The following is a 26,470-nucleotide window of genomic DNA, read 5'->3' on the forward strand; positions in this document are numbered from 1 at the left end:
TTCCATCCCATTCAGGGTTGGTAATCACTATCGGCATGTAATGTTAATATTGATGCTATTCGGAAGCCTGATCGTCGGGCTATTTAAAGCATTACAATTAACCAGGGAGTTATTTATGCCCCATATAATTGTCAAGATTGTTGGTCAGTCAGAAGAAAACAAAAAAATAATCGCAGCGGCATTAACTGATACCTTGAGCAAAACGCTGGGAATCAGTGAGGATTTCATCTCTTTATCAATAGAGGATATTTCAAAGGAGAGTTGGGTTAAGGATGTTTACAATCCTGAGATTATAGAAAAGCCAAATAATCTCTATAAAAAACCTGGCTACGATCCACTTTGATTTTGACTGCCAAGCTCTGATTTATAACTTAATACCCGCAAAATTTTATCCATTTACATCTTGCACAAGCGCATGTTGATTAATTTGCGCTGATGTTCTCCTGTGCGTCATAAAGAGGAATTATCATATGAGTTTTTCATTCAAAAATCAGGTTGCGTTGGTTACCGGTGCCGCCTCTGGAATGGGCCTTGCAGCATCGAAGGCTTTCGCTGCATCCGGCGCATCTGTCGTTATGGTGGATGTCAATGAAGAAGCGGTTGCAAATGCAGCCGCTGAAATGAATGCAGCAGGGTACAGTGCGATAGGCATTCGCTGCAATGTCGCAAATATTGACGAGGTTAAAGCTATGGTTGATCAAGCTGTCGCCACGTTTGGGCGTATTGATGCTGCATTCAATAATGCGGGTGTACAAAGTCCAGTTGCTGAAACAGCAATTGCCGATCCTGAGGATTATGATTTCGTCATGGATATCAATTTGCGCGGTATCTGGAACTGCATGAAATATGAATTAATTCAGATGAAGAAACAAGGAAGTGGCGCGATCGTTAACAACTCTTCGCTTGGCGGTTTGGTGGGTATTGCCGAGCGTGGTATTTACCATGCTTCAAAGCACGGTGTGGTGGGCTTAACCAAAAGCGCAGGTCTGGAATATGCTCCGCAAAACATCCGGGTTAATGCTATCTGCCCAGGCATTATCGAGACGCCAATGGTGTCTGGTATGTTGGAAAGCCAGCCTGAAGCGATGGCTGAACTCATGAAAGATGTCCCCATCAAGCGTCTGGGCCGCGCTGAAGAAATTGCCGATGCCGTACTTTGGTTATGCAGTCCTGCCTCTACTTTTGTCATTGGCCATGCACTACCTGTTGATGGTGGCTATACCGTCCGTTAAATACCCTCGGGGTTCGTTTCAATTATGGGATGAACCCCCTTTTCTCTTTTGATAAGAGTCTTCGCATGTTGGAGGCGAATGGTTCGATCTAACACCTGCTTGTAACGTTAATAAAAGGATATTAAAAAATGGTTACGTTAAATAAACCTGGGGCATCGAAATTATTAATAATAACACTTGCCACACTCATTGTTGTGGTGGGTGTATTTATGCTGTCTGGCGGTATTTATCTGATCACCTTAGGTGGTTCCTGGTACTTTGCGCCAACAGGATTCATTATTACCATCGCGGGTATATTAATTGGACTCCGCCGTCCATTTGGGGTTTATCTCTACCTCATAGCACTGGTTGCTAGTTTTATTTGGTCAATATGGGAAGTGGGTTTCACATTCTGGCCACTTGTTTCACGTCTTTTTGCCCTGAGTGTATTTGCTGTCTTTCTTCTTTTGATTACCCCGCTACTGAATTTCAGGAAGGGGGATGCGCCGAAAAGATCTGCCTATAGCGCAGCAGGAATTATTATCCTCGCTTTAATCGCCACGGGATGGAAAGCTTTTATACCTCAACCACTCGTGAGCGAAAACAGTCCTCCGGCTCCTGTAGCGGGAAAAGCATCGGGTGCTGAGCCGGGGGCAGAATGGCTTCATTATGGACGAACACCCGCAGGTACGCGCTTTGCCAATGCTGATCAAATCACCCCAGAGAACGTAGCTCATTTAAGTAAGGCCTGGACTTACCGTACCGGTGAAATACCTAAAGGTCCTCAAGCCCATGTCGTCACGCCATTATTCGCAAATAACATGCTCTATGGCTGCACTCATTCGAGCCAGATTTTTGCGCTAAATCCCGAGAACGGTAAACAAATCTGGCGTTTCGACCCGCATGCCAGCGGCAATTTTTTCCCCCGGTGTCGTGGGGTCGCTTTCTATGATGCTTCAAATGATCCAGCAGTGGTTTCTGCAACAATTGAACCAGCGACTTTGTGCCGTCGTCGCGTTATATCCACGACAGTCGATGCACGGTTAGTGGCGCTGGATGCGCAAACGGGCCAACCTTGTGAGGACTTTGGCGAGCATGGCATCGTTGATCTTCATGCTGGAATGGGGACCTTTAAGCCGGGATTCTACTTCCCGACTGCAGCCCCTACCGTCGTGCGTAATCTGATTGTGGTTGGAGGATTGGTACAAGACAACCATGAAACGGGTGAACCATCAGGTGTCATTCGCGCATTCGATGTCCATTCCGGCAAGTTGGTGTGGGCGTGGGATCTGGGTAATCCAGCCATCACCGCACTTCCACCAAAGGGGGAAGGCTACACACCGGGAACGCCGAACGTGTGGTCCACACCGGCATACGATGACAAGCTTGGTTTGATTTATCTACCAACTGGCAATGCAACTCCAGATTTCTGGGGAGGCCATCGTTCCCCTGAAGCAGATAAATATTCTTCTTCTGTAGTGGCTTTGGATATAGCCACCGGACGCGAACGCTGGCATTTCCAGACTGTCCACCATGACCGCTGGGACTACGATGTACCTTCGCAACCCGCTCTTTATGATGTACCTGATGGCAAAGGCGGTACCATCCCAGCGCTGATTCAAACCACTAAGCGCGGTGAAATCTTTATGCTGGACAGGCGAACTGGCGAGCCGATTGCGAAAGTGGAAGAACGTGCTGTTCCTCAGGGAGGTGTCAGCGATGACCGTACTTCTCCGACGCAGCCCTATTCAGTAGGAATGCCATCAATCGGAACAGAACCACTGAAAGAGTCTCGAATGTGGGGAATGACACCGCTCGATCAACTTATTTGTCGTATTGAGTTTCGCCGGGCGCGTTATGAAGGGGAATTTACGCCACCATCTGAGCAGACTTCGATCTTTTTCCCAGGTTGGGCGGGCGGAATGAATTGGGGATCATCATCTATTGCTGAAAATATAGGATACCTATTAGTAAACGACTCGCGCATGGGTGTTTTGAACCGTTTGGTTCGTAGGCAGCAATATGATGCTAATGCCCAAGGGGATGGAACACATGACGGTGGAGCGCCGCAGTACGGAACGCCTTGGGGTGTTGAGCAGTCGCGCTTCCTCTCTCCTTTGGGAATACCCTGCCAGGCCCCCCCCTATGGAACATTAACCGCCATCGATCTTGCCACCAGAAAAGTGGTTTGGTCTGTACCTATGGGAACGGTCGAAGATACCGGACCAATGGGTATCGCCATGCATTTACCTATGCCAGTAGGTTTACCAACTTTAGGCGGACCTGTTACGACTGCGTCCGGATTGGTATTTATGGCGGGAACGCAGGATTACTACCTTCGCGCTATGGATATTAAAACCGGTCGTGAATTATGGAAGGGGCGTTTACCTGTCGGTGGAGAAACAACCCCGATGACCTATACAGCAAAAAATGGACGGCAGTATGTGGTGATCAGTGCCGGGGGAAATCGTACCACGCCAATTAGGGGCGACTACATCATTGCTTTCGCGCTTCCTCAATAAGCGCGATGGATTATCCTGCCCGCCATCTGGCGGGCTAAACAATTAATTTTCTTGAGAGTTTGGTTATGCAAAGTGAGTCGGTTGAGTCCAGTGAATCTATGAATTTTATGCGGATGCTACTGACATTAATGTTGGTCGTTTTGGCCGGATTTTTGATTATTGGTATCGCACTGCCTGTGCTTCCCCGTTACGTGCACCACCAGTTGGGATTCGGTACTTTTGCTGTGGGTTTAGTCACTGGCGCGCAGTTTGCCGCTTCTTTAGCGACTCGCTTCGCAGCCGGACGTTATGCCGATCGATGTGGTGGCAAACGAGCCATTTATCTGGGATTGTTGCTGGCAATAGCGGGAGGCGTTTTTTATTTAATTTCACTTCCATTTGCCACTCAACCCATTACAGCTATCACTTTAGTGTTGATTGGCAGAGCGATAGTGGGTGGTGCAGAAAGCTTTATCATCACTGGCGGCATGACGCTGGGGTTGGCTCTGGCGGGCGGCAAACAAACCGGTAGAGTAATCGCATGGGTAGGCACCGCAATGTTTGCTGCTTTTGCCCTTGGCGCACCGCTAGGTACTGCCATCTTTGACCATTCTGGTTTTGCCGCCATTGCTTTAACAACAGCGCTGCTACCTATCATTGCCATGCTCGTTGTCCGCATCTTGCCAGAACGCGTTGACCCCGCAGAACAGAGAGGAACCCTCTCCCAGGCTCTTTCATCAGTGTGGCTGCCCGGATTGGGTGCGGCTTTCAATGGTGTGGGTTACGCCGCTTTATTGTCATTTTCTGTCCTGATGTATGCCGAAAAAGGCTGGGGAATGGGCTGGTTACCGGTTAGTGCATTTGCAGCCGCGTTAATCGCTGCACGCCTCTTCCTGGGGCAGTTAATTGACCAGTCGGGGGCTATCCGCGTAGGTGTGATTTTTTCTCTGGTGACAGCGCTCGGGCAGATTTTACTCTGGGCAGCACCTTCTCCCTGGCTTGCTGCTGCAGGTGCTGCATTAACCGGTGCTGGCTGGGCAATGGTCTATCCCGCCTTTGGGTCTGAAGCGGTGCGACGCTTGGGGGGAGCAAACAAAGGTGTTGCAATGGCAACGTACTCAGCATTTCCTGACCTTGCTATCGGTCTTTCAAGTCCGCTGTTAGGACTCGCGGTGTCCTCCGGTCACATGAATGTGGTTTTCCTCTGGAGCGCCATTGTTGTGATAATGGCCGTTCCGATTGCATTGCTAGGCAGAAAAAAACAGTGATTTGATTGAGGGAAGCCTTTTTCTCGTTTAAAAGGTTCCCTCAATAGGGCTATAAATTCTTACCGAAGAATTCCGCCAGTTTGTTTACTGCTGGGGTGACATATTGCGGCTTATCATAGAGATCAAAATGCGATGCGCCCGGAATAACCACCATCTCTTTTGGTTGCTTTGCCTGAGCATATGCAGCTTCGCTGAATTTGAGCGTTTCAGCACGCGAGCCAGAAATAAGCAGAACGGGACGCGGTGAAATCAGATCCATATGTGCCAATGGATAATAGGCCAGATGCAACCCTGGGCTGGTAACGACGTATCGGTTGTGGGCATTTGGATGCGCACCGCGCGGCGTCAAATAATAGTTTGTTGCTTCTCGCACAAAGCTGGGAGAGCTCGCATTGATGCTACTTAAAGGGGGTAATAACGGCTTCACTAGCACCGGCGCACCGGCAGCTTCTTTATTCAGTTGCTCATCCACGCTTGCCAGCAACTTGTGCTGATCTTCAGCGGTAACAGGCATGCCTTCAATACCCGTACGCGTCGCTTCGCCGATATCATAAGCTACTACTCCGGCAACAGCTTTTACGCGTAAATCCGTCTGAGCTTCGTTAAGGGTATATCCACCGCCAGCACAAACGCCAATAGCACCAATACGATTAGCATCAACTTGCGGCAGACTGGCTAGATACCCTACTGCACTACGAATATCTTGCACTCGGTCAGAAGGGTCTTCAAGATCGCGCGGAACACCGCCACTTTCACCATAGTGTGAAGCATCATAAGCCAGCGTAATAAATCCTTTTCGTGCCAACTGCTGCGCATATAATCCGGAAGTTTGTTCTTTAACCCCTCCCCATGGATGTGCAACCACTAAAGCTGGATACTTTTTTGTAGCGTCATAATCCGGTGGAAGATACAAATTTCCGGCCATACTGATTGTACCGTTGTTGAATGTAATCTTCTGCGAGCCAACAACATTGATTCCCTCAGCAACAGTTTTAGGTGTGGCGGAAAAGGTATTGGTAGAATAGGCCATTAACAGTGATAAGCAGAGTAGTGTATATTTAAATGCAGGCATGGTTACCCCTCTTAGTTCAAAGATAAATCTAATTTTAGAATTTGAATAGTTCACTCTTATCCGAACAATCCCGTGCGGTGAATATAATCATCATCCGTAATGACTTAGAGATCTGATTCTAAATTTTCTAATAGCAAAAAACCTTGATTGAATGATGAATAGAGTTATTACAATAATTCATAAATTTAAAACTTCTTTACAGATTGAAGTGTTTAACGCTAAGGCTGTAGGGAATAGAAAAAATCTAAACAAGCTTAAAACTGATTTTTTTCCACACCCAATTAATGAAATTCATTCATTAAAGCATTCAGCGCCTGAGGGTTAATTCATCGCTTTTCATCATGCATACTGGAAATCCGATACGCAGATTAACTCTGCTTTATAAGAAGAAGACGTCAGGAAAGAAACCTGTTAGTTCAAATCTTCAAATGAACACCGCAAAAAAATTTAAGGAAATGAGATGACTATTATCAACAAAGTTGGCTCGCAAGCATCAATGGTTGGACCGGAAGACTGGTTCACTGGCACAGTCCGAATCGATCCCATGTTTGCTGCAGACGAGAATGCTCGTGCCAGCGCTGGCCACGTAACATTTGAACCTGGCGCACGCACAGCATGGCATACCCATCCACTTGGCCAACGTCTCATTGTGACTTCGGGATTCGGTTATGTCCAAACCTGGGGAGAGCCGGCTCGCGAGATTCGTGCAGGTGATGTCGTATGCATTCCAGCCCATGAGAAACACTGGCATGGCGCAAGCGCTACTACAGCGATGACCCATATTGCAATTCAGGAAGCTCAGGATGGCAGCGTAGTTGAATGGCTGGAAAAGGTCTCTGACGAACAATATGGAGATATCGAATGAGCAATAATATCGATGGAAAAGTTATTGTAATAACAGGCGCTAGCAGCGGGTTAGGTGAATGTACAGCGCGTAGTTTGAGCGCTAAAGGAGCAACTGTCGTGCTTGGCGCTCGTCGAGTCGAGCGGCTTGAGAAGCTCGTCCAGGAAATTGAAAGCGCAGGCGGTAAAGCAATTGCACTTGCTACTGATGTCACCGATAAAAATCAGGTTGAGAAGTTACTGAAGGCTGCGGTTGAGGCTTTTGGTCGTGTTGATGTTCTCATTAACAATGCCGGGTTAATGCAGCAATCAATGCTGGAAAGCCTGAAAGTTGATGAATGGGATAACATGATTGATATCAACATCAAAGGCACTCTTTACGGCATTGCCGCCGCGCTGCCAATAATGAAAGAGCAAAAATTCGGCCACATTATTAACGTCTCATCGATTGCAGGCCACAAGGTAACACCCGCTGGGGCCATTTACTGCGCAACCAAGCATGCAGTAAGAGTCATCAGTGAAGGTCTTCGCTCAGAAGTAAAACCTTATAATCTTCGGACGACAATTATTTCGCCGGGCGCTGTTGATACCGAGTTGACTCACCACATTACTGATAAAGGTGTAGCTGGTGATATTCAACAGTTCTACGATGAACATGCAATCCCACCATCATCATTTGCAAGCGCAGTTGAATTTGCCATAACTCAACCAGCGAATGTAGATATCAATGAAATACTTTTCAGACCTACCAGTCAGGAAATGTAATTTCAATCCAAATGAGCCCGGACTAATTTCGGGCTCATTTATTTAATAACTTATTAAGTGATATTGCTTTCCATTTTTCAACCGCTATGGAGGATTAACGATGAAATCACGTTTTCTAGGAAACTCCAGCTTAAAAGTTTCAGCTCTTGGCCTGGGTTGTATGGGATTCACTCAAAGTTATCCCCCTTACATCTCAGACGAAGAAGCCATTAAGGTTATCCGTGCCGCTTATGAAAAAGGAGTGACACTCTTTGACACCGCTGAAGTTTACGGTCCTTATACGAATGAAGTTTTATTAGGAAAAGCGTTAGCGCCTATTCGTGATGAAGTAGTGATTGCATCAAAATTTGGATTTGATTTAGCCAAAGGCAATGATTCGGATGGCCCTAATGGCCGTGCAGTCGGCCTTTCTAGTCGGCCAGAGTCAATACGCTTGGCGATTGAAGGCTCTCTACAACGTCTTGGAACGGATCGTATTGATCTTTACTACCAACATCGTGTTGATCCTTCTGTACCCATTGAAGACGTGGCAGGAACGATAGTCGACCTGATTACGGAAGGAAAAGTATTACATTGGGGACTTTCTGAAGCCTCAGCAGATACCATACGCAGGGCACACCACGTACAGCCCTTAACAGCCGTGCAAAGTGAATATTCGATGTGGTATCGAGCATCGGAAGAAACTGTTTTACCTACACTCAAGCAATTAGGTATTGGATTCGTACCTTATAGCCCGTTGGGTAAAGCCATGCTTACAGGCCGTTTTAGCCAAAAATCCACGTTTGATTCAGATGATTTCCGCAGCCAAATTGCACGTTTCTCTCCAGAAAATCTCAGCCAAAACTTGCAGGTGGTTGATTACGTCAAACTCCTGGCTTCCAGGAAGAACGCGACTCCTGCCCAAATTGCTTTAGGTTGGCTGCTTGCCCAGTACGATGGCATTGTGCCAATTCCAGGTACGAAAAAGGTCGAACGATTGGATGAGAATCTGGCGAGCATAGGAGTTGAATTCTCACCAGATGAACTGGAGGACATCAGGCAAATGCTAAACAAGTTTAAAGTTGTTGGTGAACGATATCCTGATTCTCAGGAGAGACTGACGGAGAAGTAGAACTCACACACAACGCAAATAAGAGTAATGTTAATGGTGACCTATTTATCCATGTAAATAACCGGCTTTCGCCGGTTCTTGTTAATAATACCGCTCAGGCGACATCGCACTTTGGCAGCCAATCGCTGCTGCTTTCCTCAGTCAGATCGAGGTTGGTCTGCATCCCCAGCTTCGTGCGCCGCTTCAGATAATGGTGCCCGTACTCGCGCATAATGCTCTCCAGCGACAAACTGAACATCTTCATGCTGAGTGGATTCCTGTAACCGTTCGCCTCCATATAAGCCAGATAGGCATGGTAAAGATAGCGCCTCGGCTGTAAGGGCCTGATGCTGGCGTTCCCCATGTAAAGTGAAGTAGGTTCCGGCGTGGTGAACAGGTAGCCGCAGAAGTCCACCATCGGATCCGCGTCGCGCTTGATGCGCATCGCCTCATCGGAGTTCTGCTGCGACTGAAGTAACGCCCTTGCGTCCTGCGGCTGGCTGAACTGCTGCATCAGCTGGCGGACGATAACGGCCAGCTCGCCGCTGATTTTTTCCTTCAGCTGCGGGTCGCGCTCGTTTGCCGGGATGATTTCCGGGAAGTGCAGGATGACCCGGCGGCGCGATACCCCGCCGCTGCGGTCGGTGAAGCGCATCGGATTATTGTTTACCGCCAGAATCACCGCCGGAATGTGCGTTGAGTAGGCATCGCGGTATTTCGGGTCTACGGATACCGCGTCGCCGCCGGTAATCGCCTTGATGCCCGCACCGTCGCCGCTCCACTTCTCCTGGTCGGGCAGAATTATCAGCGAGTAGCCAATCACCGCCGCGCGCTCGCGCGATGACTCCAGCGTCTCGATGGTCGCGGACGTGGTGTTGTCCGTTCCGGCCAGCATGGTGGCGATTTCGGCCATGATGCTTTTACCGCTGCCGCCGGGGCCCGTGACCTCCAGAAACAGCTGCCAGTCGTAGCGGTTCGCCAGCACCATAAACAGCGCGGCGAGAATAATATCGCGCTTTGCCGCGTCGCGTCCGGCGGCGCGGTCCAGCCACTGCCAGAAGTGCGGCGCGTGGTTCGCCAGCGTCTCGCCTTTAACCGGTGGGGTAAAGTCCACCTCGCTGACCGTGCGCAGCCAGAAGCGTTTGCTGTGTGGGCTGAAGCTGCCGGTGCGCGTATCCAGTACACCGTTGCGGAAGCCTATCAGGCGGCGCGCCGGGTCGGACTGCTGCGGCAGCATCAGCTTCAGCGTATCCACTACGCCTGAAATCTTGCCCGCCGAGAACGGCGCCCGCAGCCGCTGGAACAGCTTCGCCACGTCGCGCTCAAACTGCTTCCCCGAAATGACCTTCCACGCGCCCGCCTTGTAGCGTGACAGGATTTCGCCGCTGGCATCCACCGCAAGCGCGTTTCGGTAATGCTCAGCAACGCGCTCCGCTTTTTCGCTGGCGCTCATGGCCGAAAACTCCGCTTCGCTCATCACGTCAAACGGGCTGGCGGTAGCGGGCGCTGCGGCCTCAATAAGCGCCTGCTTTGTCGGGACGTCGCCGTGCTGCAAAAAGGCGTCGTTCCAGTCGCCGAACACGGGCGGCAGCGCTACGACAGCGTTACTGATATCTGCGGCCTTTTTTGCCTTATCCTGACCGTTGCCGTTAAGGTCGCGGTCGGCGGCAATCATCAGCTGCAGCGTGGCGTGCTTTTCCCGGGCAAGGCCAGCCAGAGAAAGGAGATTGCCCGATGAGAGAGCAATCCACACCTCATCACCGGTCAGGTTATGCACAGTCAGGCCGGTCGCGTAACCCTCGGCAAGCCAGATGCACTTTGCCGGCTTAGCGCTGCTGAGAACGTGGCAGGCGCCTTTCACCTGGCCGCCTTTAAGTGTGCGCTTCTCCCCGCTGGCATTAATGAGCTGCACGTTAACCAGCTGGCCGCTCATGTCGTGCAGGGGCACAACCACATCGCCGGTGCGGTAGGACGTTAACGCCACCTTATGCGCCTTCGAAAGCGTAAGGCATGCCTGCTCTGGCAGGCCTTTGCGGGACAGGTAGGGATTGCCCGCCGTTTCCTTTGCCGTGCTGACCAGCTGTTGCGCCAGTGCAGCAGCTGCAGCGCGGGATACCTCGTCCGTTTCGGGAGCGGCTGCCGTAATGATGTCAGCAGCCACCGGCGGAAGGTTGCCGGTCAGGTCGTTAACGCGTACAGCGGCTTCGCTGAGCGTAATGCTGAGCGCCTTTTTCACCAGGTCCATGCCGTCACCGGCTCCGCACTGATTACAAATCCACGTCCCGCGCCCGTCTTTATCGTCGAAGCGAAAGCGGTCCGTTCCCTGACACACCGGGCATGGCATGTGGCGGTTTTTGATTACCTTCACGCCCAGCGCGGGCAGAATGCGGGGCCAGTGGCCACGCGCAGCGGTGGCCGCTTCGGATACGGTCATTTTCATCGTTCTTTTCTCCCTCAGTGCAGCACCGGCGCGCCTGTCATGCGCCCGCAGAGTTCATCCATCATTACCTGACCGAGAAAGCTCAGGCGCGGAGCCGACTTCAGCGGCCCGGTGGACAGCAGGTCATCCAGCAGCGCGCAGGCAATTTCCTGACCGCGCTTCCGCCCATGCTGGCGCAGGTAATAGCCCTCGAGCTCGGTTTCAATAACGTGCTCGAGGCGCGCCAGCGTCAGGCCGGGATAACGCTGCTGTTCATGACAGACTGTCAGCCAGGCGCAGGCGACGGCGCGGCGTGAAAGCGCGGCGCGCAGTTCAGGCGAAAGGGTGCGGTTTTTCATGATTCAGCCTCCGCGTTCATCCAGTTGTTCTGGCAGCGCGTCACCACGTCATCCAGCTGCTCGGTGATGAGAAAGACCAGCGAAGCCAGCTGTGCGCGCTGAGCGGGCTGCGGCAGTTCGTGGCACTCCTGAAATGCGGTCATGTCGCTGACGAAGCGCCCAGCGTTGCGCAGGTGCTCAAGGCGTACCAGGTCGGCGTGAGAAATCGTGGCGTGAGTCATGCGCGCACCTCCCGGACCGGCAGGCGGGCGGCAAAGGACAGCACGTAGTCGCGGGCCAGCGAAAGGCGGGCGGCGCGCTCGTTGGCGGCAACGGTGCGGAGCATATGAATTTGCTGACGGCGCTCGCAGCGGCGGACGGCGGCAAAGACGAAAACAAACTGAGGGTATGGGGAATTAAGGACCGTAGCCATGATGGCAGTCTCCAAAGAGTAGCGGTTATCGCTACCACCGGAAACGCCAATTTCACTGGTGGTAGCCCGAACGGGGTTGGCGTAACCGGCCTCAATGGATACCGGCGCTTCGTGAGAAGCCCCCGCCCGGGCCACCATTACGCAGACGGTACTACGGCAAATAAACCGCAGCCCGAAAAATGGGTGCACTGAGGCATGGACACAAAAAAAGACGCATGGCGCGTCTGGTGTCGCCATTGAGATATTCAGGACGCCAATCCCGGCTGCCGATTTTGCGACAGCGAAATTACTGTACCAGGGAATGGCCCCGGCGCGCAAGCCGGAGGCAGCAGTTAAAAGTGACATCAGGTAACCTCAGCAGCTGGCGGCGGGAATATAGCCACGGGAAACAGTCCGGGTACCGGAGGGCGGGATGCCTGGACTTTGCATGCCTAAGGCTGGCTTCATTGCGATAAAGCGCTGCTGCTGTAGCGGTTTAGCCATTCCGGCGCCAGTTACATGCACAGGCGGCACTGTATGCGCGACAGAGGGTTCGCATGATTTACCGGCACGCTTCAAAAACCTCATGCGGTACGCTCCTGACCGCGCGCTGCAATGCGATCGCTCATCCAGACGCTGATTTCACTGGCGAGCCATGCCACGTTCTTGCCGCCAAGCGACACCTGCGCCGGGAAGGCGTTGCGGCTGATAAGGTCGTAAATGGTAGAACGGGACAGGCCGCAGACGTGCATGACTTCCGGCAGTCGCAGGAAGCGGTCGTTTAGCACCGGGTTTACGGGTAAAGCCGGGACCGCAGGAGCGGAGGAGTTTGCGGATAATACGATGTGCATGAGCTACCTCTTATTGAGTCCGTGGTGATACGGACAGATGCGTCCGAAGTCGGGTAGCTCTTTATTTTCAGCATATTTACTGCCAAAGCAACAAGGCGAAATGGTACTGCGGCTGGCACAAATGCGCAAAAATTAGCCGCTTTTTTTTTGCACAGGTAAATATAGGGCAATGTAGACCAATAGTGCTGAGATGAATTAAGCAAATCGTTTTTAATGATTAATTTTCATTAAAAAAATCGAAATAAACACTCGATAAAGTTTATCTGCATAAAAAGCCGGGTGAAGCATGGTGAACACTGGGTGAAGGGATAATCATTGTTTATTCACCCTTTAATATACTGTATTTACTCTATTTTTTATTAAGGTGAAGAATGGTGAAGGATATATATAAATCTAAAAGCTGAGTCAGAAGTTGGCCCCAATGCGGCCAGCCAGATGAAGGTCATTTTGTCTGGGCCATCACACAACGCCATCCGATAGCTCGCCTGTGCCAGCAACGGCACAATGCATTCACCGGAGCCGCCATTGGCTCTCCCCCTACAAAGAAAGCTAACGATAACGGTTTTTATAAACCGTTAACTCCAGCCTGGACGGGAACTGGCGCTAAACAGAAGGATAAAACGTGATGGCAATGAAATGCCCTGAATGCAGCATGACCGCACACACGCGTACCAGCGAATATCAGACAGGTACGTTAAAAAAGACGTGGTATCAGTGTCGTAATATCGACTGTTCCTGCACGTTCACAACGCTTGAGAGCCTGGACACTATTATCATGAAACCGCAGAAGGTAAATGAAGACGTCCCTGAGAAAGAATCACCGCCACCACGGTAGACGCTAAACCGTTATGGATCAGCCAGCATGCTTTCGAACCGTCAGAACGCCCCTAACTGAGCTTCATCAGCAATATCCGACCGGCCATCGTGCCGGTTTTTTTACATCCTTTTTCTCTGGCCAGCCTGAGCCGCATGAGTGCATGCCTATGCTGCATGAAAATGCATGAATAAATGCAGCTGAGTTTGTGCTATTGAGGCCAGCAATGGCGCGGCCTGAACGGACTCATGCAGCCGCATGAAAACTGCTAGATAAAGCGGGCAGGCGTGGCGGGGGTACGAGCGCGCGCTAGCTGTGCAAGATAAGCTGCGGCTTGTGATTCTAGGTGCGAATTTCATAGCTCTCGACCCAGAGAAATTTTTCAGTTGGAGATAGCAACAATACGGAAATTGTATTGGTTATTTCAAATATAACTCTATTTTATCAATAATTGTAATGTAACGGTCAATTTTAATCTTGGGAATGCATTTATATGTTTCATTGAATTTTAATAGTGAGATAAGGTAAGATCTATAGCCTGCCAAATAATTTAATGTTTGACTCTTATAGTATTTAACAATAAACACTTTAGTTAAAGGAAAGTAAAAGTCGCCCGGCTTAATTTTTTTTATAAGAATCTTTTCCATTATTTTTATATAATCTATATTTGGCTGAGACATTTCATGTAAGACCTTCTCTACCAAAGCAGTTTTCTTTTGCGAAATGAAAACACCTTTAAAGTCATTCTGCGAAGACTTCTTAGATTTCGAACGAGACTGTATGATGTAACCGTTTAATGAAATCCTGTGTTTTACTTTTATGATTTTTTTGTTATTCAACTTTAGAGATAAAGCCCCCAAAATTATTCTAACTTCTTTTTCAAAGTCAGATGAATGTATATACCCACTATCTCGGGAAGAAGAAAACAATAAATCATCTGCATATCGAGTATAAGTAATCCCTAAAGCTGAGCATAACTTTTGAAGTTGAATATCTGCGCTGCGAAAGTATATATTCGAGATCTGAGGTGATGTAGGAAAACCCACTGGAACTATCCTTTTTCCAGCGTGGGCATTATCATCCCCAAGCGATGGAACATAGTAGGTCACTAAATTTACAAATGAATTTATGAGTTTTTGCTTGTTGGCTCCGTCAATAAATTCATCTCTGAAGTATGAAGAAAAACACTTTTTCAATAAAAATTCATCAATAGAGTGAAAAAAGTTTTTTATATCAAGACGAAGGAACTGATAGTTACCAGAATGTGGCTCAAGAAAATGGAGGTATGAGGAATTTTTTCTAAAGCCTTTGGCACAGTCATTAAGCTCAACATTATTAAGGAACTGTTCGATAATGTTCAGTTGAGCAGTGTAAAAATCACTTTTTTTATCGAGTGTGAATAATGGCCTAGCCTTGACTTTTTTCTGGTGAACGGCGGAAGGAGGTATAGATTTAACAATACCTTGTTCAAGGAGATTTATCGGGAGGATGGAAGCCTTAAAAAAATTTTTATCAATGATATACATTAAGTAGTAGCCCTACAAAATTTCAAGATGCTTCGCCCCGATACCAAGAACAGCTTTTCACGTGCAGTGAAACTAAAAGTTCATCCAAGATAACCATGTAATCATATGACGAACTGGTAGTTTTTAGGGCTAGACAAGTCTACCGGGGTAGATCTAGTATCAGTTAATGATCCCTTTACCTCTATCGAGGCGAAGCATCGTAATCATACTATAAAACTCACTAAAAACTGAAGAAAATTCATCTTCAAAGGATATGCCTTTTTCTTGAGAAGCATCATCTATATAATCGACTGCATAATCTAAGAAAGACGTCACCCAGCCCCCAGTTTTTCCAGTAAAATAACTTTTCTCTAATGTTTTTCCTTCAATGATTTTCAATATCTTCCTTGCGATGATAAAGTCTTTACTTGGTTTTTCTACACGATTATATGCTAATCCTATTTCAGCCTTACCGTTAAAAATCATTCGCATATATGTAGCCAGAACTTTAATATCTAATGCTTCTCTTTCTTTTAAAGAATCAACTATAAGCTTATCATCAAAACCGCTTACTTCACCAAGCCATTTCAAGAAAATACGTATCGAACCTTCGTTTATTAAACATTTTTCAAAAGTGCTATTTAAAACAATAATATTCTTTCTCAATAAATGTTGATCTATTTTATAAAATATATCTTCTACAAAAGCTCTATTTCTATTATCAAAGTCTAATGTTTTGTTATTGAAGTCAATTTTCACCCCCTCAACTGACTGTAATGATTTAATTAAGTTAACTTGCTCCATAAATTCCTGACTATATCCTTTCTTATAAAAAATCGCTTCTTTCTTTAAACCAGCATTCTTTAAGCTATAGAGCTGACCATTAGCTTGGAGAATGATTTTACATTGCCTTGAACTTAGTTCAAACTGTATGGTTTTATCTCTATCAAATAAATAAAAATAAGGGACCGAAAGTTTTGATCTGTTAGGGTTTAAATTTTCCAAGTATACATTGGAGCTTGCCTGATACAGTTCAATTAAATTCATATGAGGGAATTTTCCTGCTAGAGAGAAATTAGAGAAGGCTTCAAGTTCAGTATCTCCCTCAACAAACAAAATCAAATCACTAAAATATAGCCTTGCCTCATTGTCATTAAATACATTAAGAAACCTTTTATCACTGTATGTTGATTTTAATGTGCTAACCTTAGTTTTTGAGTTTGTTTTTTTGAAATGCAACAACTGATGATTGTCCTTAAAATATTTCACAACAAATTTGACAATGTTAGCTGAATGCGTTGCAATAAATATCTTCGGCAATGGTGTTGCATACTTTCCAACTTCAAACACATCAGCTTTCTTTTTAAAAGAATTACAAGCCTGATATATTTCATATATTAACTTCTCGCTAGCTTTAGGATGAAGTCCAGTTTCAGGTTCATCAACAAAAACTATCGGTGAGATGTATTCACGTCGAGTTAAAGCTATTAATAGCTTGAGAAAAATAGAAAGATATTCAGAAGAATTAGTGCCATCAGATTGAGTAGTTAAATCATTTCCTTTAACATTGAAGCGCTGACCATTAAGACCAACTTTCACATAGTTAAGTACCTTCTCACGATAGCTGTAAGACGAAACTTTCGTGATATTTTCAACTTTTGAGATGAAGTCTTTATAAGCATTGCTCGTCGGTGAAATCTTTTCATTAATAAGCTCGATAATCTCTTCTTTATCAATGCTATTTACTTTGAATGATTTCAACCTACTGATTAGCTCCCATATTTTATCCCAATCGTATAAATTTATATGCCTTGTTTCAATTTCAAAAAAAGGAAACAAGTATCCAATAATTTTTATGTGATCTTCGTTTTTTGTAGACCATGAAACAGAATCATCTTTATTTATTATAAGTTTTAGCGTAAAGCTTGTGTCAGAGTCACTATCAATGAAAAAACCTTTCGCAGCACCTACAGGAGAACCTTTAAAAAAAGTATTATATATATGTTTAAAAAAATCACTTTTCCCCTCTCTATTGGATGTGACAATTGATTTTATGCGAGACATATCATATTCGATAGCAATACTACCCAAGCTGCTATATCCTGAATGCAAATCTGGAGGTATACACTTCTCTCCATTTATCTTTTTGTAAAAATAAGATAACAATTTTAAAAGATTGCTTTTGCCGACATTATTTTTTCCAAGCACACAATTTAGATCTGCTATTTTATTGACTATCAAACAATCGTAAGAAAGCAGATTTTCAATCCTTATACTTTTTATAGACATTGCCATCCCTCATTTTAAGAATTAAAAAAAACACCATCATTTTGATTGCTTGGCAAAGTCAAAAGGAGAAACAACCGTCTTACAATTGGCTTTCAAAAAATCGGCCCACCATTGAATCATCAGTCTTCTTTCTTCAAGGTGTTGAGATGTATGAATGTAAGCAGCGCGTACATTATTCCGTTCAGTGTGGCTCATTTGTCTTTCAATAGCATCATCACTCCATAATCCCGATTCCCCCAAAGCACCGCGAGCCATAGTTCTAAAGCCATGCCCACAAACCTCAGTCTTTGTATCATACCCCATTGCACGCAAAGCATTGTTAACCGTGTTTTCACTCATTACCTTTTTAGGATCGTGATCACCCGGAAATAAGCGCAAGTTATCGCCGCTAAGCTGCTTCAACTCATGTAGCAAATTCAATGATTGACGGCTCAATGGTACAATATGATCTTCTTTCATTTTCATACCGCGATGCGAGTATCGCACACCCTCAATCTCTTCACGCTTCGCCGGGATTCGCCAGCAAGCTTTATCGAAATCGAATTCATCCCACCGTGCAAAACGGAGCTCGCTTGAACGCACAAAGGTAAGTAATGAAAGCTCTACAGCGATGCGAGTAATAGCCCGCCCGCGATAAGCCTTCAGTCGCTCTAGGAACTCAGGGAAGCGACTAAATGGTAAAGCAGGATAGTGACGTGCTTTAGTCGTAGAGAGAGCCCCTGCCATATCCATGGCCGGATTAGATTCGATGTAATCATTCTGGACGGCATAGCGCATGATTGCCGTTACCCGCTGCTGCAGGCGCTGGGCTACGTCGTGTTTGCCAGCGGCATCTATTTTCTTGATCGGAGCTAGAAGGTGGCTGGTTTTGAGCTGACGAATATCAGCCGTTCCGATGTGTGGAAAGATGTAGAGCTCAAGATAGCGCATAACGCGTGAACGATGATCATCACCCCAACGTTTGTTGCTGCTGTGCCATTCGCGGGCGACAGTTTCAAAGGAGTAGGCACCGGACATTACTGCCTGCGCTTCCTTATGCTCTGCCTTTGGATCAATCCCCTGCCCTAACAACTTTTTCGCTTCGTCGCGCTTAGCTCTGGCTTCAGCCAGTTTGACCGCAGGCCAGACGCCAAAAGCCAGGCGATCTTCTTTTTTGTCAGCAGGACGGCGATATTTCATGCGCCAGTATTTGGCGCCCTTAGGCGTGATCTCGAGATACAGCCCGCCGCCATCAGCGATTTTATAAGTTTTGTCTTTAGGCTTGGCGGTTTCGACTTGGCGGGCGTTGAGCTTCATTTTGGGGGCACATTTTCAATCGAAGAGTAAGTGCCCCTTATTATGCCCCCACCGATCCCCGGATTGCAACGGATGTGCTCGGACGGATTTGGACCAAAAAAAAAGCCTTTCGGCTTTAATTTTAGTAACTTGCGGACTGTTACGGAAGTTCTCGTATCTTTAAATGGTGCCGAAGGTCGGACTCGAACCGACATGTATCTCTACGGTTGATTTTGAATCAACTGCGTCTACCGATTTCGCCACTTCGGCACTGAAGGGATGCGGAAAACGTTGGGGATTATACCGTTACGCGCAAAGTGCGCAACTGGAATCGTTGCGGATGTGCGCTAAGCGTTGAAAAAATCAGCATTCCGCGCTCAACTGCCTGTAAAATCATCAATCGAGCATGAGTTTTACCTCGCTTTTCCACTCCTACCCGTTTCAATGCCCGATAAAACCAAGAACTGTCTCATTCTCCTGTTATCCGTCGTGCTCTCAGGAACTTTCTTAAAGCAAACCTCTCTTAACCAAAACTGACGCAGTCAGAACATAAAAGACAACGAGGTTGAGATGAAATTACAACGCATGATTTGGGGATGTGGCATCGCGGCAGCACTGGTTGCGGGGAGCGCATCGGCGGCGAGTTGGCAGGATCAGCTAAGCAGCGCGGCATCACAGCTTTCGCAGCAGAATAGCAGCACCGCGGGTAGCGCTAACGCGCAGAACGGTGGGCTGTCGCTCTCTTCTGTTACGGGCCTGCTGAACGGCGGCGATAAAGCAGTGAGCGCCAATAGCATGACCAACGCTGCGGGCGTGATGTCCTATTGCGTGCAGCATAACGTGGTGGATAACAACGTGACGTCGGTGAAGGATCAGGTGCTGAGCAAGCTCGGCTTAAGCAGCCCTGACGCGCAAGCGCAGAAAACCGATTATCAGCAGGGTGTACAAGGTTTGCTGAATACCGGCAACGGCCAGCAGCTGAATCTGCAAAGTCTGAGCAGCTCACCGATGGGCGAGAAGCTGAAAACCAAAGCCTGCGATGTGGTGCTGAAGCAGGGTAAAAAATATATCGGCATGTAAGGACGCGCCGGTATCAAGGCGCGAGCTGTCCCTCGCGCCTTTTCTTTATTTAAACGCTTCTCGCGTTTCGCGTGCCGTTCTTTGCAACAGCGCGAATGCCTGCTCTGGCGAGCGAATATTGGTGTAACCAATCACTAATCCATAGCGCTTCTGCGTCTGCATATACCAGCCGGAAAGCGGCAGTACGCGGAGTTGATGCCGCTGCCAGATTTCTGCCAACGCTTTGTCCTGCGTACCGCGACGCAAAAAGGCGACAATGTGCATGCCGCCATCCGTGAGTTCGAAATCAAACATTTCCGGAAAGCATTGCTGTAGTGCATCCAGCATCATGCGGCGTCGCTGCTGATACAGAATGCGCATCTTCTTAATATGACGATAAAAGTGACCTTCGCTGAGGAACTGCGCCAGAATCTTTTGCGGCAGCAGCGACATGCCGGTTTCAAGGATTTCACCTAACTCGTTGAAACGCGCAATGGTCTCTTTCGGCATCACCAGATAGCCAACGCGCATCGCTGGCATCATGGTTTTGCTGAAGGTGCCGGTGTAAATCACACGATCGTGTACATCCAGGCTTTTCATCGCCGGAATCACTTTGCGCGTGTAATGAAACTCGCCATCGTAATCATCTTCAATAATCCAGCTGTCGTTCTGCTGTGCCCACTCCAGCAGCTGATGTTTGCGGGGCAGCGATAAAGTGACCGCCAGCGGACTGTGATGCGTAGGCGTCACGATGGCGAAACGTGCATCCGGGTGATAGCGCAGCAGATAATCAACATCCATCCCCTGGCGATCGACTGGCACATAATGCAGATTTGGGGCGATGCGCTTCAGTAATTTTTGGCCAAAGAAGTAGCCAGGATCTTCAAACAGCACTTTATCGCTCGGCTGCGCCAGCACAGCCAGAATCAGTCGCAGGTTGGCGCGATAGCCGCTGGTGATAAAGATCTGTTCCGGCTGGCAGTTGAGCCCACGAGAAATACTCAGATAGCTGGCGATCGCCTCGCGCAGCGGCTGATAACCCATGACCGGCGGCAAGATCATCTCCTCTGGTCGCAGCGTACGTGCAGCCTTGCCGGAAATAAGCAGCCACTTCTTGTGCGGAAATTCATCCAGAGCAGGAATGCCAAGTCGCAGTTCACCTTTGCTCTCACGCGGAGAATTTTCGCTGGCCGGTGGCGCGGAAACGGCTGCTTTTTCCGACGCCGTAGCCAGAAGCAGCTGTGGATTGACGCATGTGCCCTTCGCACCCTGGCTGACGAAATATCCTTCGCCGATGAGGATTTCATAGGCGGCTTCTACCGTTTTGCGCGCTACCTGCAGTTCACTCGCCAGCGTACGAATGGCTGGCACACGATCTCCTGGCTTTAACCGCCCTTCAAGAATGTGCTGACGATACCGCGTATAAATTTCTTTGTATCCCACGCCATGTCCTACCTATTTTAACAGTTTTTGGCCCTTTTAGCTCAGACATAGAAGTTTATGATGTCCCCTATCAACCACGCAATGCGTGGCGAGCCATTAAACGTTTATTCTGCAAGAGGAAAGCAACATGACATCGCGCGTTAATCACTTCAAAACCGTACCTGCTTTAGTTAAAGCCATGTCCGAACTCTCAACGGCTGTCGGCAACACATCGCTGGAAGCCTCACTGAAACATCTGGTCGATCTGCGCGCTTCGCAGCTCAACCAGTGCGCCTTTTGTGTGGATATGCATGTAAAAGAGGCCAAACTGCACGGCGAGCGCGAACTGCGTTTGCATCATGTGGCTATCTGGCGCGAATCTCCGCTATTTACCGCCAAAGAGAAAGCGGCGCTGGCGCTGACCGAAGCGCTTACGCGTCCGGGCGACCACGGCATTGAGGATGCGTTATATAGCGAAGTGCGCGAGCACTTCTCTGAAGTCGAAACCAGTGAACTAACATTCTGCATCGCCACCATCAATACCTGGAATCGCCTGATGGTGCTTTCACGCATGACTCCCGGCGCATTTGATAGCGCGTATGGCCTGGATCGCGCTGATTTGCGTTAATTTTTACCACCCGCAGTGCAAGCTGCGGGTGGCACCATGTTCATCTGCGCTGTCGGAGGCTATAGTGGGTTTTTGCACCACATAGGACAGCGCACATGAAAGGCATCAACATTGCGATTTACTTCGATCCCGACCAGATTCACATCTGCGTTCACCAGCAGGATGACAGCTATCTCAGCCAAACTTTCATTTACGACGACAGCGTAATTGAAGAGATTTATCAATGGCTGGAGCAGTTCACACCGAATCGCACCCACATTTGCCTGATTGAGCACGATACCGCTGATGTCCTTGCCGATGAACTGGTGGATAACGGTTATCACGTCCATCAGGTGACGCAACACGATCTCCTCACCTGGTTCGCCAACGAGCCACCCGCCGAGCCCGACGGATCCCCGGTACGCGCGCTGCTGCGCTATCTGCAAAACGAGCAGCCGTCTGAATATCAGTCCCGCACGCCGCAGATTGAAGCGCTGATGGATTTGCTGGATGAGTTGGACGATCTTGAAGGTGTCGATGAAGTCGAAGATGAAGACAATCTGCCGGATGATGTACTGCGCCTGATGAAGCAGAAGAAGATCACTGCGCAAGACGCGGCGCAGCGATTGCTGCCGGATGTGAATGAGCGTATTCGCGAGCACTTAATCAACTATCCCGAACTGATGACGCCCGAACTGCTGGAGGATTTCTTCCCCGAGCTGATCGAAGCGCTGGATACGCCGAAGCACTGATATTCGGTATTTCGGTACGCAGAGATTTCTCTGCAGATCCCTCCCTGGTCGCCATAAATGGCGCCCCTACGTTGTTGGATTGCCGTTTAGAGCGGCCGTGCATAATTGGATCGCCGTTATTGTAGGGTCGCCATTTATGGCGACCTGGAAATTTGAGGAATTTTCATGCTGGAGCTTTTTAAAGCCATCGGGCTGGGATTGGTGGTGATTTTGCCGCTGGCCAATCCGCTCACCACCGTTGCGCTGTTTCTTGGCCTTGCAGGCGATATGAATTTTCAGGAGCGTAATCGTCAGGCGATGCAGGCCTCGATCTACGTATTCCTGATCATGATGGTGGCGTGGTACGCCGGCAGCGCGGTGTTGCACACGTTTGGTATCTCGATTCCCGGCCTGCGTATGGCGGGCGGGCTCATTGTGGCATTTATCGGTTTTCGCATGCTGTTTCCGGCGAAACCTGTTGGGCATTCGGTTGAGGCCAAACACAAGCAGGATGAGCTGGACTCCACCGATAACACACGCGAAACCGTGAATATCGCCTTTGTGCCGCTGGCGATGCCGAGCACTGCGGGGCCAGGCACCATTGCGATGATCATCAGCTCGGCTTCCACGGTAAAAGCCGGCGTCGATTTTCCTGCGTGGGTGGTGGCGGTCGCGCCGGTGCTGACGTTTCTGGCTGTGTCTGTGATTCTGTGGATTTCACTGCGCAGTTCTGGCGCCATTATGAAGCTGGTTGGTAAAGGTGGGATCGAGGCGATTTCACGTTTGATGGGCTTTTTGCTGGTGTGTATGGGCGTGCAGTTCATCATTAACGGCGTGTTAGAAGTGATTCACACTTTCCATTAAACCGTCTTATAAAACCAGGTCGCCATGAATGGCGACCCTACGCGGTTGTAGGGTGCGCATTCATGCGCACCTGGAATTACAATATTACTTCAACGTCTTACGTACTTCCGTTACCTGATCTTTGGTCACTGCCGGCGCATGGTTGCTCCAGCCCTGACGAATGAAGGTCGCCAGTTTCGCCACTTGGTCATCATCCAGACGCTTAGCAAAACCCGGCATCGCCAGGGTCGATGGCGCCTTCGCGGTCGATGGCTGCTGCGCACCGGCCAAAATGGTGTGGATCAAACCGCTTGGATCTTTAGCATTAACGATCGTCGCCTGATCCAGCTCCGGGAAGATTCCCGGCGCGCCTTTACCGGTGACAAAGTGACACGCACCGCAGTTGTCGATGTACAAACGCTCCCCTTCCGACAAGCCTTTCGCCGCCGTTAGTTTCGCTTCCGTCGCCTGCTGCTGCTGCACGTTGTACGCCTGCAGCGGCGGATTACCACCGAGGAACTTCAGATAGGCGGCAATCGCTTTCAGATCCGCATCCGTCATGTGCGAGCTGGAGTGCTCAATCACCGACTTCATCTCACCGCCTACCGCGGCCTTGTCGTTACGTCCGGTTTGCAGGTAATCGACGATCTCCTGTTCACTCCAGCGCGGCACACCGCGCAGCGACGGCACATCCCAGTTGTTCAGGCTGCCACCGGCAAGGAACCGATCGTCGCCGCTATCCAGCGCTTTCTCGTTCATGCCGAGACCGCGCGGCGTGTGGCAGCTGCCGCAGTGGCCAAGGCTTTCGACGATATAAGCCCCGCGATTCACCTCTTCCGAAGCGCCGCCAATCGGCTGGAACGGTTTATCAGAGGTGAACGCCCAGTTCCAGAAGCGCATGCCCCAGCGCTGGCTGAACGGGAAGCTGAGATCGGTTTCCGGCGGCTGCTCGCTGCTCGGCTTCACGCCCTTCATAAAGTAGACGTAAAGCGCGTGCATATCGGCATCCGAGATTTTGGCGTAATCCGGATACGGCATCGCGGGATAAAGGCGTGAACCGTTCGGCAGCACGCCTTTGCGCACCGCGTCCGAGAACTGCTGCTCGCTATAGTTGCCGATACCGTGCGCTGTGTCCGGTGTGATGTTGGTGGAGTAAATGGTGCCGAGATTCGACTCAATCGCCAAACCGCCGGCGTAATCCGCTTTGCCCGCCACGGTATGGCACGCCATACAGTCGCCGAGGCGCGACAGGTATTCACCCTGCTTGATCAATTGAGCGTCATCTTCCGCGTGAGCCTGCAGGACAAAGCTGCCCAGCAGCACGGCGTTGGCGATTAACAATGATTTTAATTTCATGCGCTTATGCCTGTACCAGTGGGCCGGGATTTTTCAGATAATGTTCTTTGATGGCTTGTGCCGCCATCAGGGTGATCGCGCCGATGGTATCGGTCGGGTTCGCCTGGAAGTTTTGCGGGAAGGCGTTGCCGCCCGGCACAAACACGTTATGAACATCCCAGCTCTGCAGGTATTTGTTCAGTGCAGAGGTTTTCGGGTTATCGCCCATCACCGCGCCGCCCACGTTGTGGGTCGAGACATATTTGGTGAGGTCAAAGTCAGCGCCCATCGGCAGGAAGCTCATGCTCATGCTGTCCGGATTCAGCTCTTTGGCGATGTTGCCGACGATACCTTTCAAGTGCTGTTGCAGCTTAAGTTCGTTCTCTTTCCAGTTAAAGGTCATACGCAGCAGCGGCTGACCGCGATGGTCGGTGTAGTGCGGATCGAGATCCAGATAGATATCGCGATACGACTGACAGGTGGTGGTAATGCTGATCTTCATGGAATGGTTGTACCACTGCTCGAGACCTTCCTTGTAACCCATGCCCCAGCTCGGCGTACCTTTCGGCAGTGAGGTGGCGATTGGCGTGCCGGTAGCCTGCGAACTGTGGATCTTCGCGCCGCCGAGGAAACCCAGTCCTGGGCCGTCGAAATTGCCTGGTGAGATGTCATTGAACATCTGCCCGGTGGCACCCGCGGTGGCGAAAGAGTTGAAGTTTTTATCCTTGAAGAACAGCGTTGCGCCGCCGTTTGACAGGAAGGCATAGTTACGCCCCACCACACCCTCTTCGGTGATCGGGTTATACGGCTTGCCGATACCGGACAGCAGCATCAGACGCACGTTGTAGAGCTGGAAGCTGGAGAGCACCACGATTTTGGCCGGCTGGAACACTTCATTGCCATCCACATCGTAGTAAATTACGCCCTTCGCGGTTTTCTGATCGTCATGCAGCACCACTTTCACCACTTCCGCGTGCACTTCATAAGAGAAGTTCGGCATGCGTTTTAGCGCATCCATCACTGCCGTTTGCGGTGAGGCTTTGGAGTAGTTCAGGCACGGATATTTCGAGCAGTAACCGCAGTAGTTGCACGGGGCGATCTGGTTGCCGTACGGGTTTTTCCACGCGCGCGATACGCACGCAGAAGGGTTCGGGAACGGGTGATAACCAAGCTTGGTCGCCGCTTCTTTGAACATCACATTGTTCAGCGTGTCTTCCAGCGCGGGCAGCGGATAAGGTTCTGAACGCGGGCCTTCAAACGGATCGCCACCTTCCAGAATCTGACCGCGCAGGTTGCCGGTATTACCGGATTGTCCGCAGATCAGCTCAAACTTGTAGTAATACGGCTCAATCTCCTCCCAGGTGAACGGGAAGTCCATCACACGCATATCTTCCTGCAGGATGCCCGGCTTGTAGGCCTCATCCACGTAGGTTTTCAGCTTCAGATCGGTTGGCGTTGGACGAATCAGCACCGCCGTCCAGTGCATACCCGCGCCGCCCACACCGGTGCCTGGCGCAAACGCGCCCCACTTGCGGGTCGGTAACGCCGTCTGGCTGCTGTTGTAACGCACGGTGACCGCCACTTCTTTGGGCGTCGCGAACACTTTGTTACGCACGTTGTAAGCGTATTCATCAGCCGGTTTCGGATAGGCGAAATCCGGGTAATCGCGCTCGCCGCCGCGCTCTAACGCGCGCACTTCCAGTCCGGCCATTGCCAGTTCGATACTCATTAGCGAGCCGGCCCAGCCGAGGCCGCATACGACAACGTCGACTTCTTTCTTTGTAATCTGTGCCATGTTAATCCTGTCTCACATACCAAAA

Annotated in this window: 25 protein-coding genes and 1 tRNA gene; 12 read left to right on the forward strand and 14 right to left on the reverse strand. The window is 49.4% G+C overall.

Going from position 1 to position 26,470, the window contains the following annotated elements; genetic code table 11:
• Positions 1-115: 115 nt before the first annotated feature.
• The 4 genes from ACIP6T_RS15745 to ACIP6T_RS15760 all read left to right on the forward strand — a co-directional run bounded on the left by ACIP6T_RS15745 (position 116) and on the right by ACIP6T_RS15760 (position 4,980).
• A complete protein-coding gene (locus tag ACIP6T_RS15745) occupies positions 116-343 on the forward strand; it encodes a tautomerase family protein (protein WP_400458058.1) in 228 nt (75 codons plus the stop codon).
• A 127-nt stretch (positions 344-470) separates the two neighbouring features.
• Entirely contained in the window at positions 471-1,232 is a 762-nt protein-coding gene (locus ACIP6T_RS15750; RefSeq protein ID WP_400458059.1) for a glucose 1-dehydrogenase, read from the forward strand.
• A 128-nt stretch (positions 1,233-1,360) separates the two neighbouring features.
• A complete protein-coding gene (locus tag ACIP6T_RS15755) occupies positions 1,361-3,733 on the forward strand; it encodes a membrane-bound PQQ-dependent dehydrogenase, glucose/quinate/shikimate family (RefSeq protein ID WP_400458061.1) in 2,373 nt (790 codons plus the stop codon).
• 65 nt (positions 3,734-3,798) lie between these two features.
• Entirely contained in the window at positions 3,799-4,980 is a 1,182-nt protein-coding gene (locus ACIP6T_RS15760; protein ID WP_400458062.1) for an arabinose transporter, read from the forward strand.
• A 49-nt stretch (positions 4,981-5,029) separates the two neighbouring features.
• Here the strand turns inward: ACIP6T_RS15760 and ACIP6T_RS15765 are convergent, their stop codons facing one another.
• Positions 5,030-6,052: an alpha/beta hydrolase gene (locus ACIP6T_RS15765; protein ID WP_400458063.1), complete on the reverse strand. Its 1,023-nt coding sequence runs from the start codon at positions 6,050-6,052 to the stop codon at positions 5,030-5,032.
• Positions 6,053-6,512: 460 nt separating this feature from the next.
• On the opposite strand from ACIP6T_RS15765, the gene ACIP6T_RS15770 reads away from it, so the two are divergent.
• From ACIP6T_RS15770 to ACIP6T_RS15780, 3 genes are all read left to right on the forward strand, one after another.
• Positions 6,513-6,917, forward strand: coding sequence for a cupin domain-containing protein (locus ACIP6T_RS15770; RefSeq protein WP_400458065.1), 405 nt, complete (start codon positions 6,513-6,515; stop codon positions 6,915-6,917).
• Positions 6,914-7,660: an SDR family oxidoreductase gene (locus tag ACIP6T_RS15775; protein WP_400458066.1), complete on the forward strand. Its 747-nt coding sequence runs from the start codon at positions 6,914-6,916 to the stop codon at positions 7,658-7,660. The genes ACIP6T_RS15770 and ACIP6T_RS15775 overlap by 4 nt, the downstream gene beginning before the upstream one ends.
• Positions 7,661-7,760: 100 nt before the next feature.
• Positions 7,761-8,771, forward strand: a complete 1,011-nt coding sequence (locus tag ACIP6T_RS15780; protein WP_400458067.1) for an aldo/keto reductase — start codon at positions 7,761-7,763, stop codon at positions 8,769-8,771.
• A 94-nt stretch (positions 8,772-8,865) separates the two neighbouring features.
• Here ACIP6T_RS15780 and ACIP6T_RS15785 read toward each other — a convergent pair whose 3' ends face one another.
• The 6 genes from ACIP6T_RS15785 to ACIP6T_RS15810 form a co-directional block, all read right to left on the reverse strand.
• Positions 8,866-11,190, reverse strand: coding sequence for a phage/plasmid primase, P4 family (locus ACIP6T_RS15785; RefSeq protein ID WP_400458068.1), 2,325 nt, complete (start codon positions 11,188-11,190; stop codon positions 8,866-8,868).
• A gap of 14 nt (positions 11,191-11,204) precedes the next feature.
• A complete protein-coding gene (locus ACIP6T_RS15790) occupies positions 11,205-11,528 on the reverse strand; it encodes a DUF5375 domain-containing protein (protein ID WP_400458069.1) in 324 nt (107 codons plus the stop codon).
• A complete protein-coding gene (locus tag ACIP6T_RS15795) occupies positions 11,525-11,749 on the reverse strand; it encodes a hypothetical protein (protein ID WP_110867847.1) in 225 nt (74 codons plus the stop codon). Before ACIP6T_RS15795 ends, ACIP6T_RS15790 begins: the two co-directional genes overlap by 4 nt.
• Positions 11,746-12,285 (reverse strand): host cell division inhibitor Icd-like protein, encoded by a 540-nt coding sequence (locus tag ACIP6T_RS15800; protein WP_400458070.1) that lies wholly within the window; start codon positions 12,283-12,285, stop codon positions 11,746-11,748. The genes ACIP6T_RS15795 and ACIP6T_RS15800 overlap by 4 nt, the downstream gene beginning before the upstream one ends.
• A gap of 9 nt (positions 12,286-12,294) precedes the next feature.
• Positions 12,295-12,423, reverse strand: coding sequence for a hypothetical protein (locus tag ACIP6T_RS15805; RefSeq protein WP_400458071.1), 129 nt, complete (start codon positions 12,421-12,423; stop codon positions 12,295-12,297).
• An 80-nt stretch (positions 12,424-12,503) separates the two neighbouring features.
• Positions 12,504-12,770, reverse strand: coding sequence for a helix-turn-helix transcriptional regulator (locus ACIP6T_RS15810; protein ID WP_400458072.1), 267 nt, complete (start codon positions 12,768-12,770; stop codon positions 12,504-12,506).
• 625 nt (positions 12,771-13,395) lie between these two features.
• Here ACIP6T_RS15810 and ACIP6T_RS15815 point away from each other — a divergent pair.
• Complete coding sequence (locus ACIP6T_RS15815; RefSeq protein ID WP_400458197.1) at positions 13,396-13,605, forward strand: ogr/Delta-like zinc finger family protein; 210 nt, start codon at positions 13,396-13,398, stop codon at positions 13,603-13,605.
• A gap of 398 nt (positions 13,606-14,003) precedes the next feature.
• Here ACIP6T_RS15815 and ACIP6T_RS15820 read toward each other — a convergent pair whose 3' ends face one another.
• The 4 genes from ACIP6T_RS15820 to ACIP6T_RS15835 form a co-directional block, all read right to left on the reverse strand.
• The gene (locus ACIP6T_RS15820; RefSeq protein WP_400458074.1) at positions 14,004-15,110 is read right to left on the reverse strand and encodes a reverse transcriptase family protein; all 1,107 of its coding nucleotides are present in this window, start codon (positions 15,108-15,110) and stop codon (positions 14,004-14,006) included.
• A gap of 159 nt (positions 15,111-15,269) precedes the next feature.
• Entirely contained in the window at positions 15,270-17,378 is a 2,109-nt protein-coding gene (locus tag ACIP6T_RS15825; RefSeq protein WP_400458075.1) for a retron Eco8 family effector endonuclease, read from the reverse strand.
• A gap of 36 nt (positions 17,379-17,414) precedes the next feature.
• Complete coding sequence (locus tag ACIP6T_RS15830) at positions 17,415-18,674, reverse strand: tyrosine-type recombinase/integrase (protein ID WP_400458076.1); 1,260 nt, start codon at positions 18,672-18,674, stop codon at positions 17,415-17,417.
• A gap of 164 nt (positions 18,675-18,838) precedes the next feature.
• Positions 18,839-18,923: transfer RNA gene (locus tag ACIP6T_RS15835), tRNA-Leu, on the reverse strand.
• A gap of 300 nt (positions 18,924-19,223) precedes the next feature.
• On the opposite strand from ACIP6T_RS15835, the gene ACIP6T_RS15840 reads away from it, so the two are divergent.
• On the forward strand, positions 19,224-19,733 hold the full coding sequence (locus tag ACIP6T_RS15840) for a DUF2501 domain-containing protein (RefSeq protein WP_400458077.1): 510 nt from the start codon (positions 19,224-19,226) through the stop codon (positions 19,731-19,733).
• Between the two features lie 45 nt (positions 19,734-19,778).
• On the opposite strand, the gene ACIP6T_RS15845 is transcribed toward ACIP6T_RS15840, so the two are convergent.
• A complete protein-coding gene (locus ACIP6T_RS15845) occupies positions 19,779-21,155 on the reverse strand; it encodes a PLP-dependent aminotransferase family protein (protein WP_400458078.1) in 1,377 nt (458 codons plus the stop codon).
• A gap of 127 nt (positions 21,156-21,282) precedes the next feature.
• Between ACIP6T_RS15845 and ACIP6T_RS15850 the strand changes: the two genes are divergently transcribed.
• The 3 genes from ACIP6T_RS15850 (at position 21,283) to ACIP6T_RS15860 (ending at position 23,336) form a co-directional block, all read left to right on the forward strand.
• Positions 21,283-21,762, forward strand: coding sequence for a carboxymuconolactone decarboxylase family protein (locus tag ACIP6T_RS15850; protein ID WP_097095045.1), 480 nt, complete (start codon positions 21,283-21,285; stop codon positions 21,760-21,762).
• A gap of 95 nt (positions 21,763-21,857) precedes the next feature.
• Positions 21,858-22,493 carry a hypothetical protein gene (locus ACIP6T_RS15855; protein ID WP_097095046.1) on the forward strand — a complete coding sequence of 212 codons (636 nt, stop codon included), beginning with the start codon at positions 21,858-21,860 and terminating at the stop codon, positions 22,491-22,493.
• 165 nt (positions 22,494-22,658) lie between these two features.
• Positions 22,659-23,336 carry a MarC family NAAT transporter gene (locus ACIP6T_RS15860; protein ID WP_400458079.1) on the forward strand — a complete coding sequence of 226 codons (678 nt, stop codon included), beginning with the start codon at positions 22,659-22,661 and terminating at the stop codon, positions 23,334-23,336.
• 84 nt (positions 23,337-23,420) lie between these two features.
• Here the strand turns inward: ACIP6T_RS15860 and ACIP6T_RS15865 are convergent, their stop codons facing one another.
• Positions 23,421-24,671: a c-type cytochrome gene (locus ACIP6T_RS15865; RefSeq protein ID WP_400458080.1), complete on the reverse strand. Its 1,251-nt coding sequence runs from the start codon at positions 24,669-24,671 to the stop codon at positions 23,421-23,423.
• A gap of 4 nt (positions 24,672-24,675) precedes the next feature.
• Complete coding sequence (locus tag ACIP6T_RS15870; protein ID WP_097095049.1) at positions 24,676-26,445, reverse strand: GMC family oxidoreductase; 1,770 nt, start codon at positions 26,443-26,445, stop codon at positions 24,676-24,678.
• Positions 26,446-26,470 lie beyond the last annotated feature (25 nt).

Source organism: Pantoea sp. NPDC088449 (genome assembly GCF_044753225.1).
Classification (GTDB): domain Bacteria; phylum Pseudomonadota; class Gammaproteobacteria; order Enterobacterales; family Enterobacteriaceae; genus Pantoea; species Pantoea floridensis.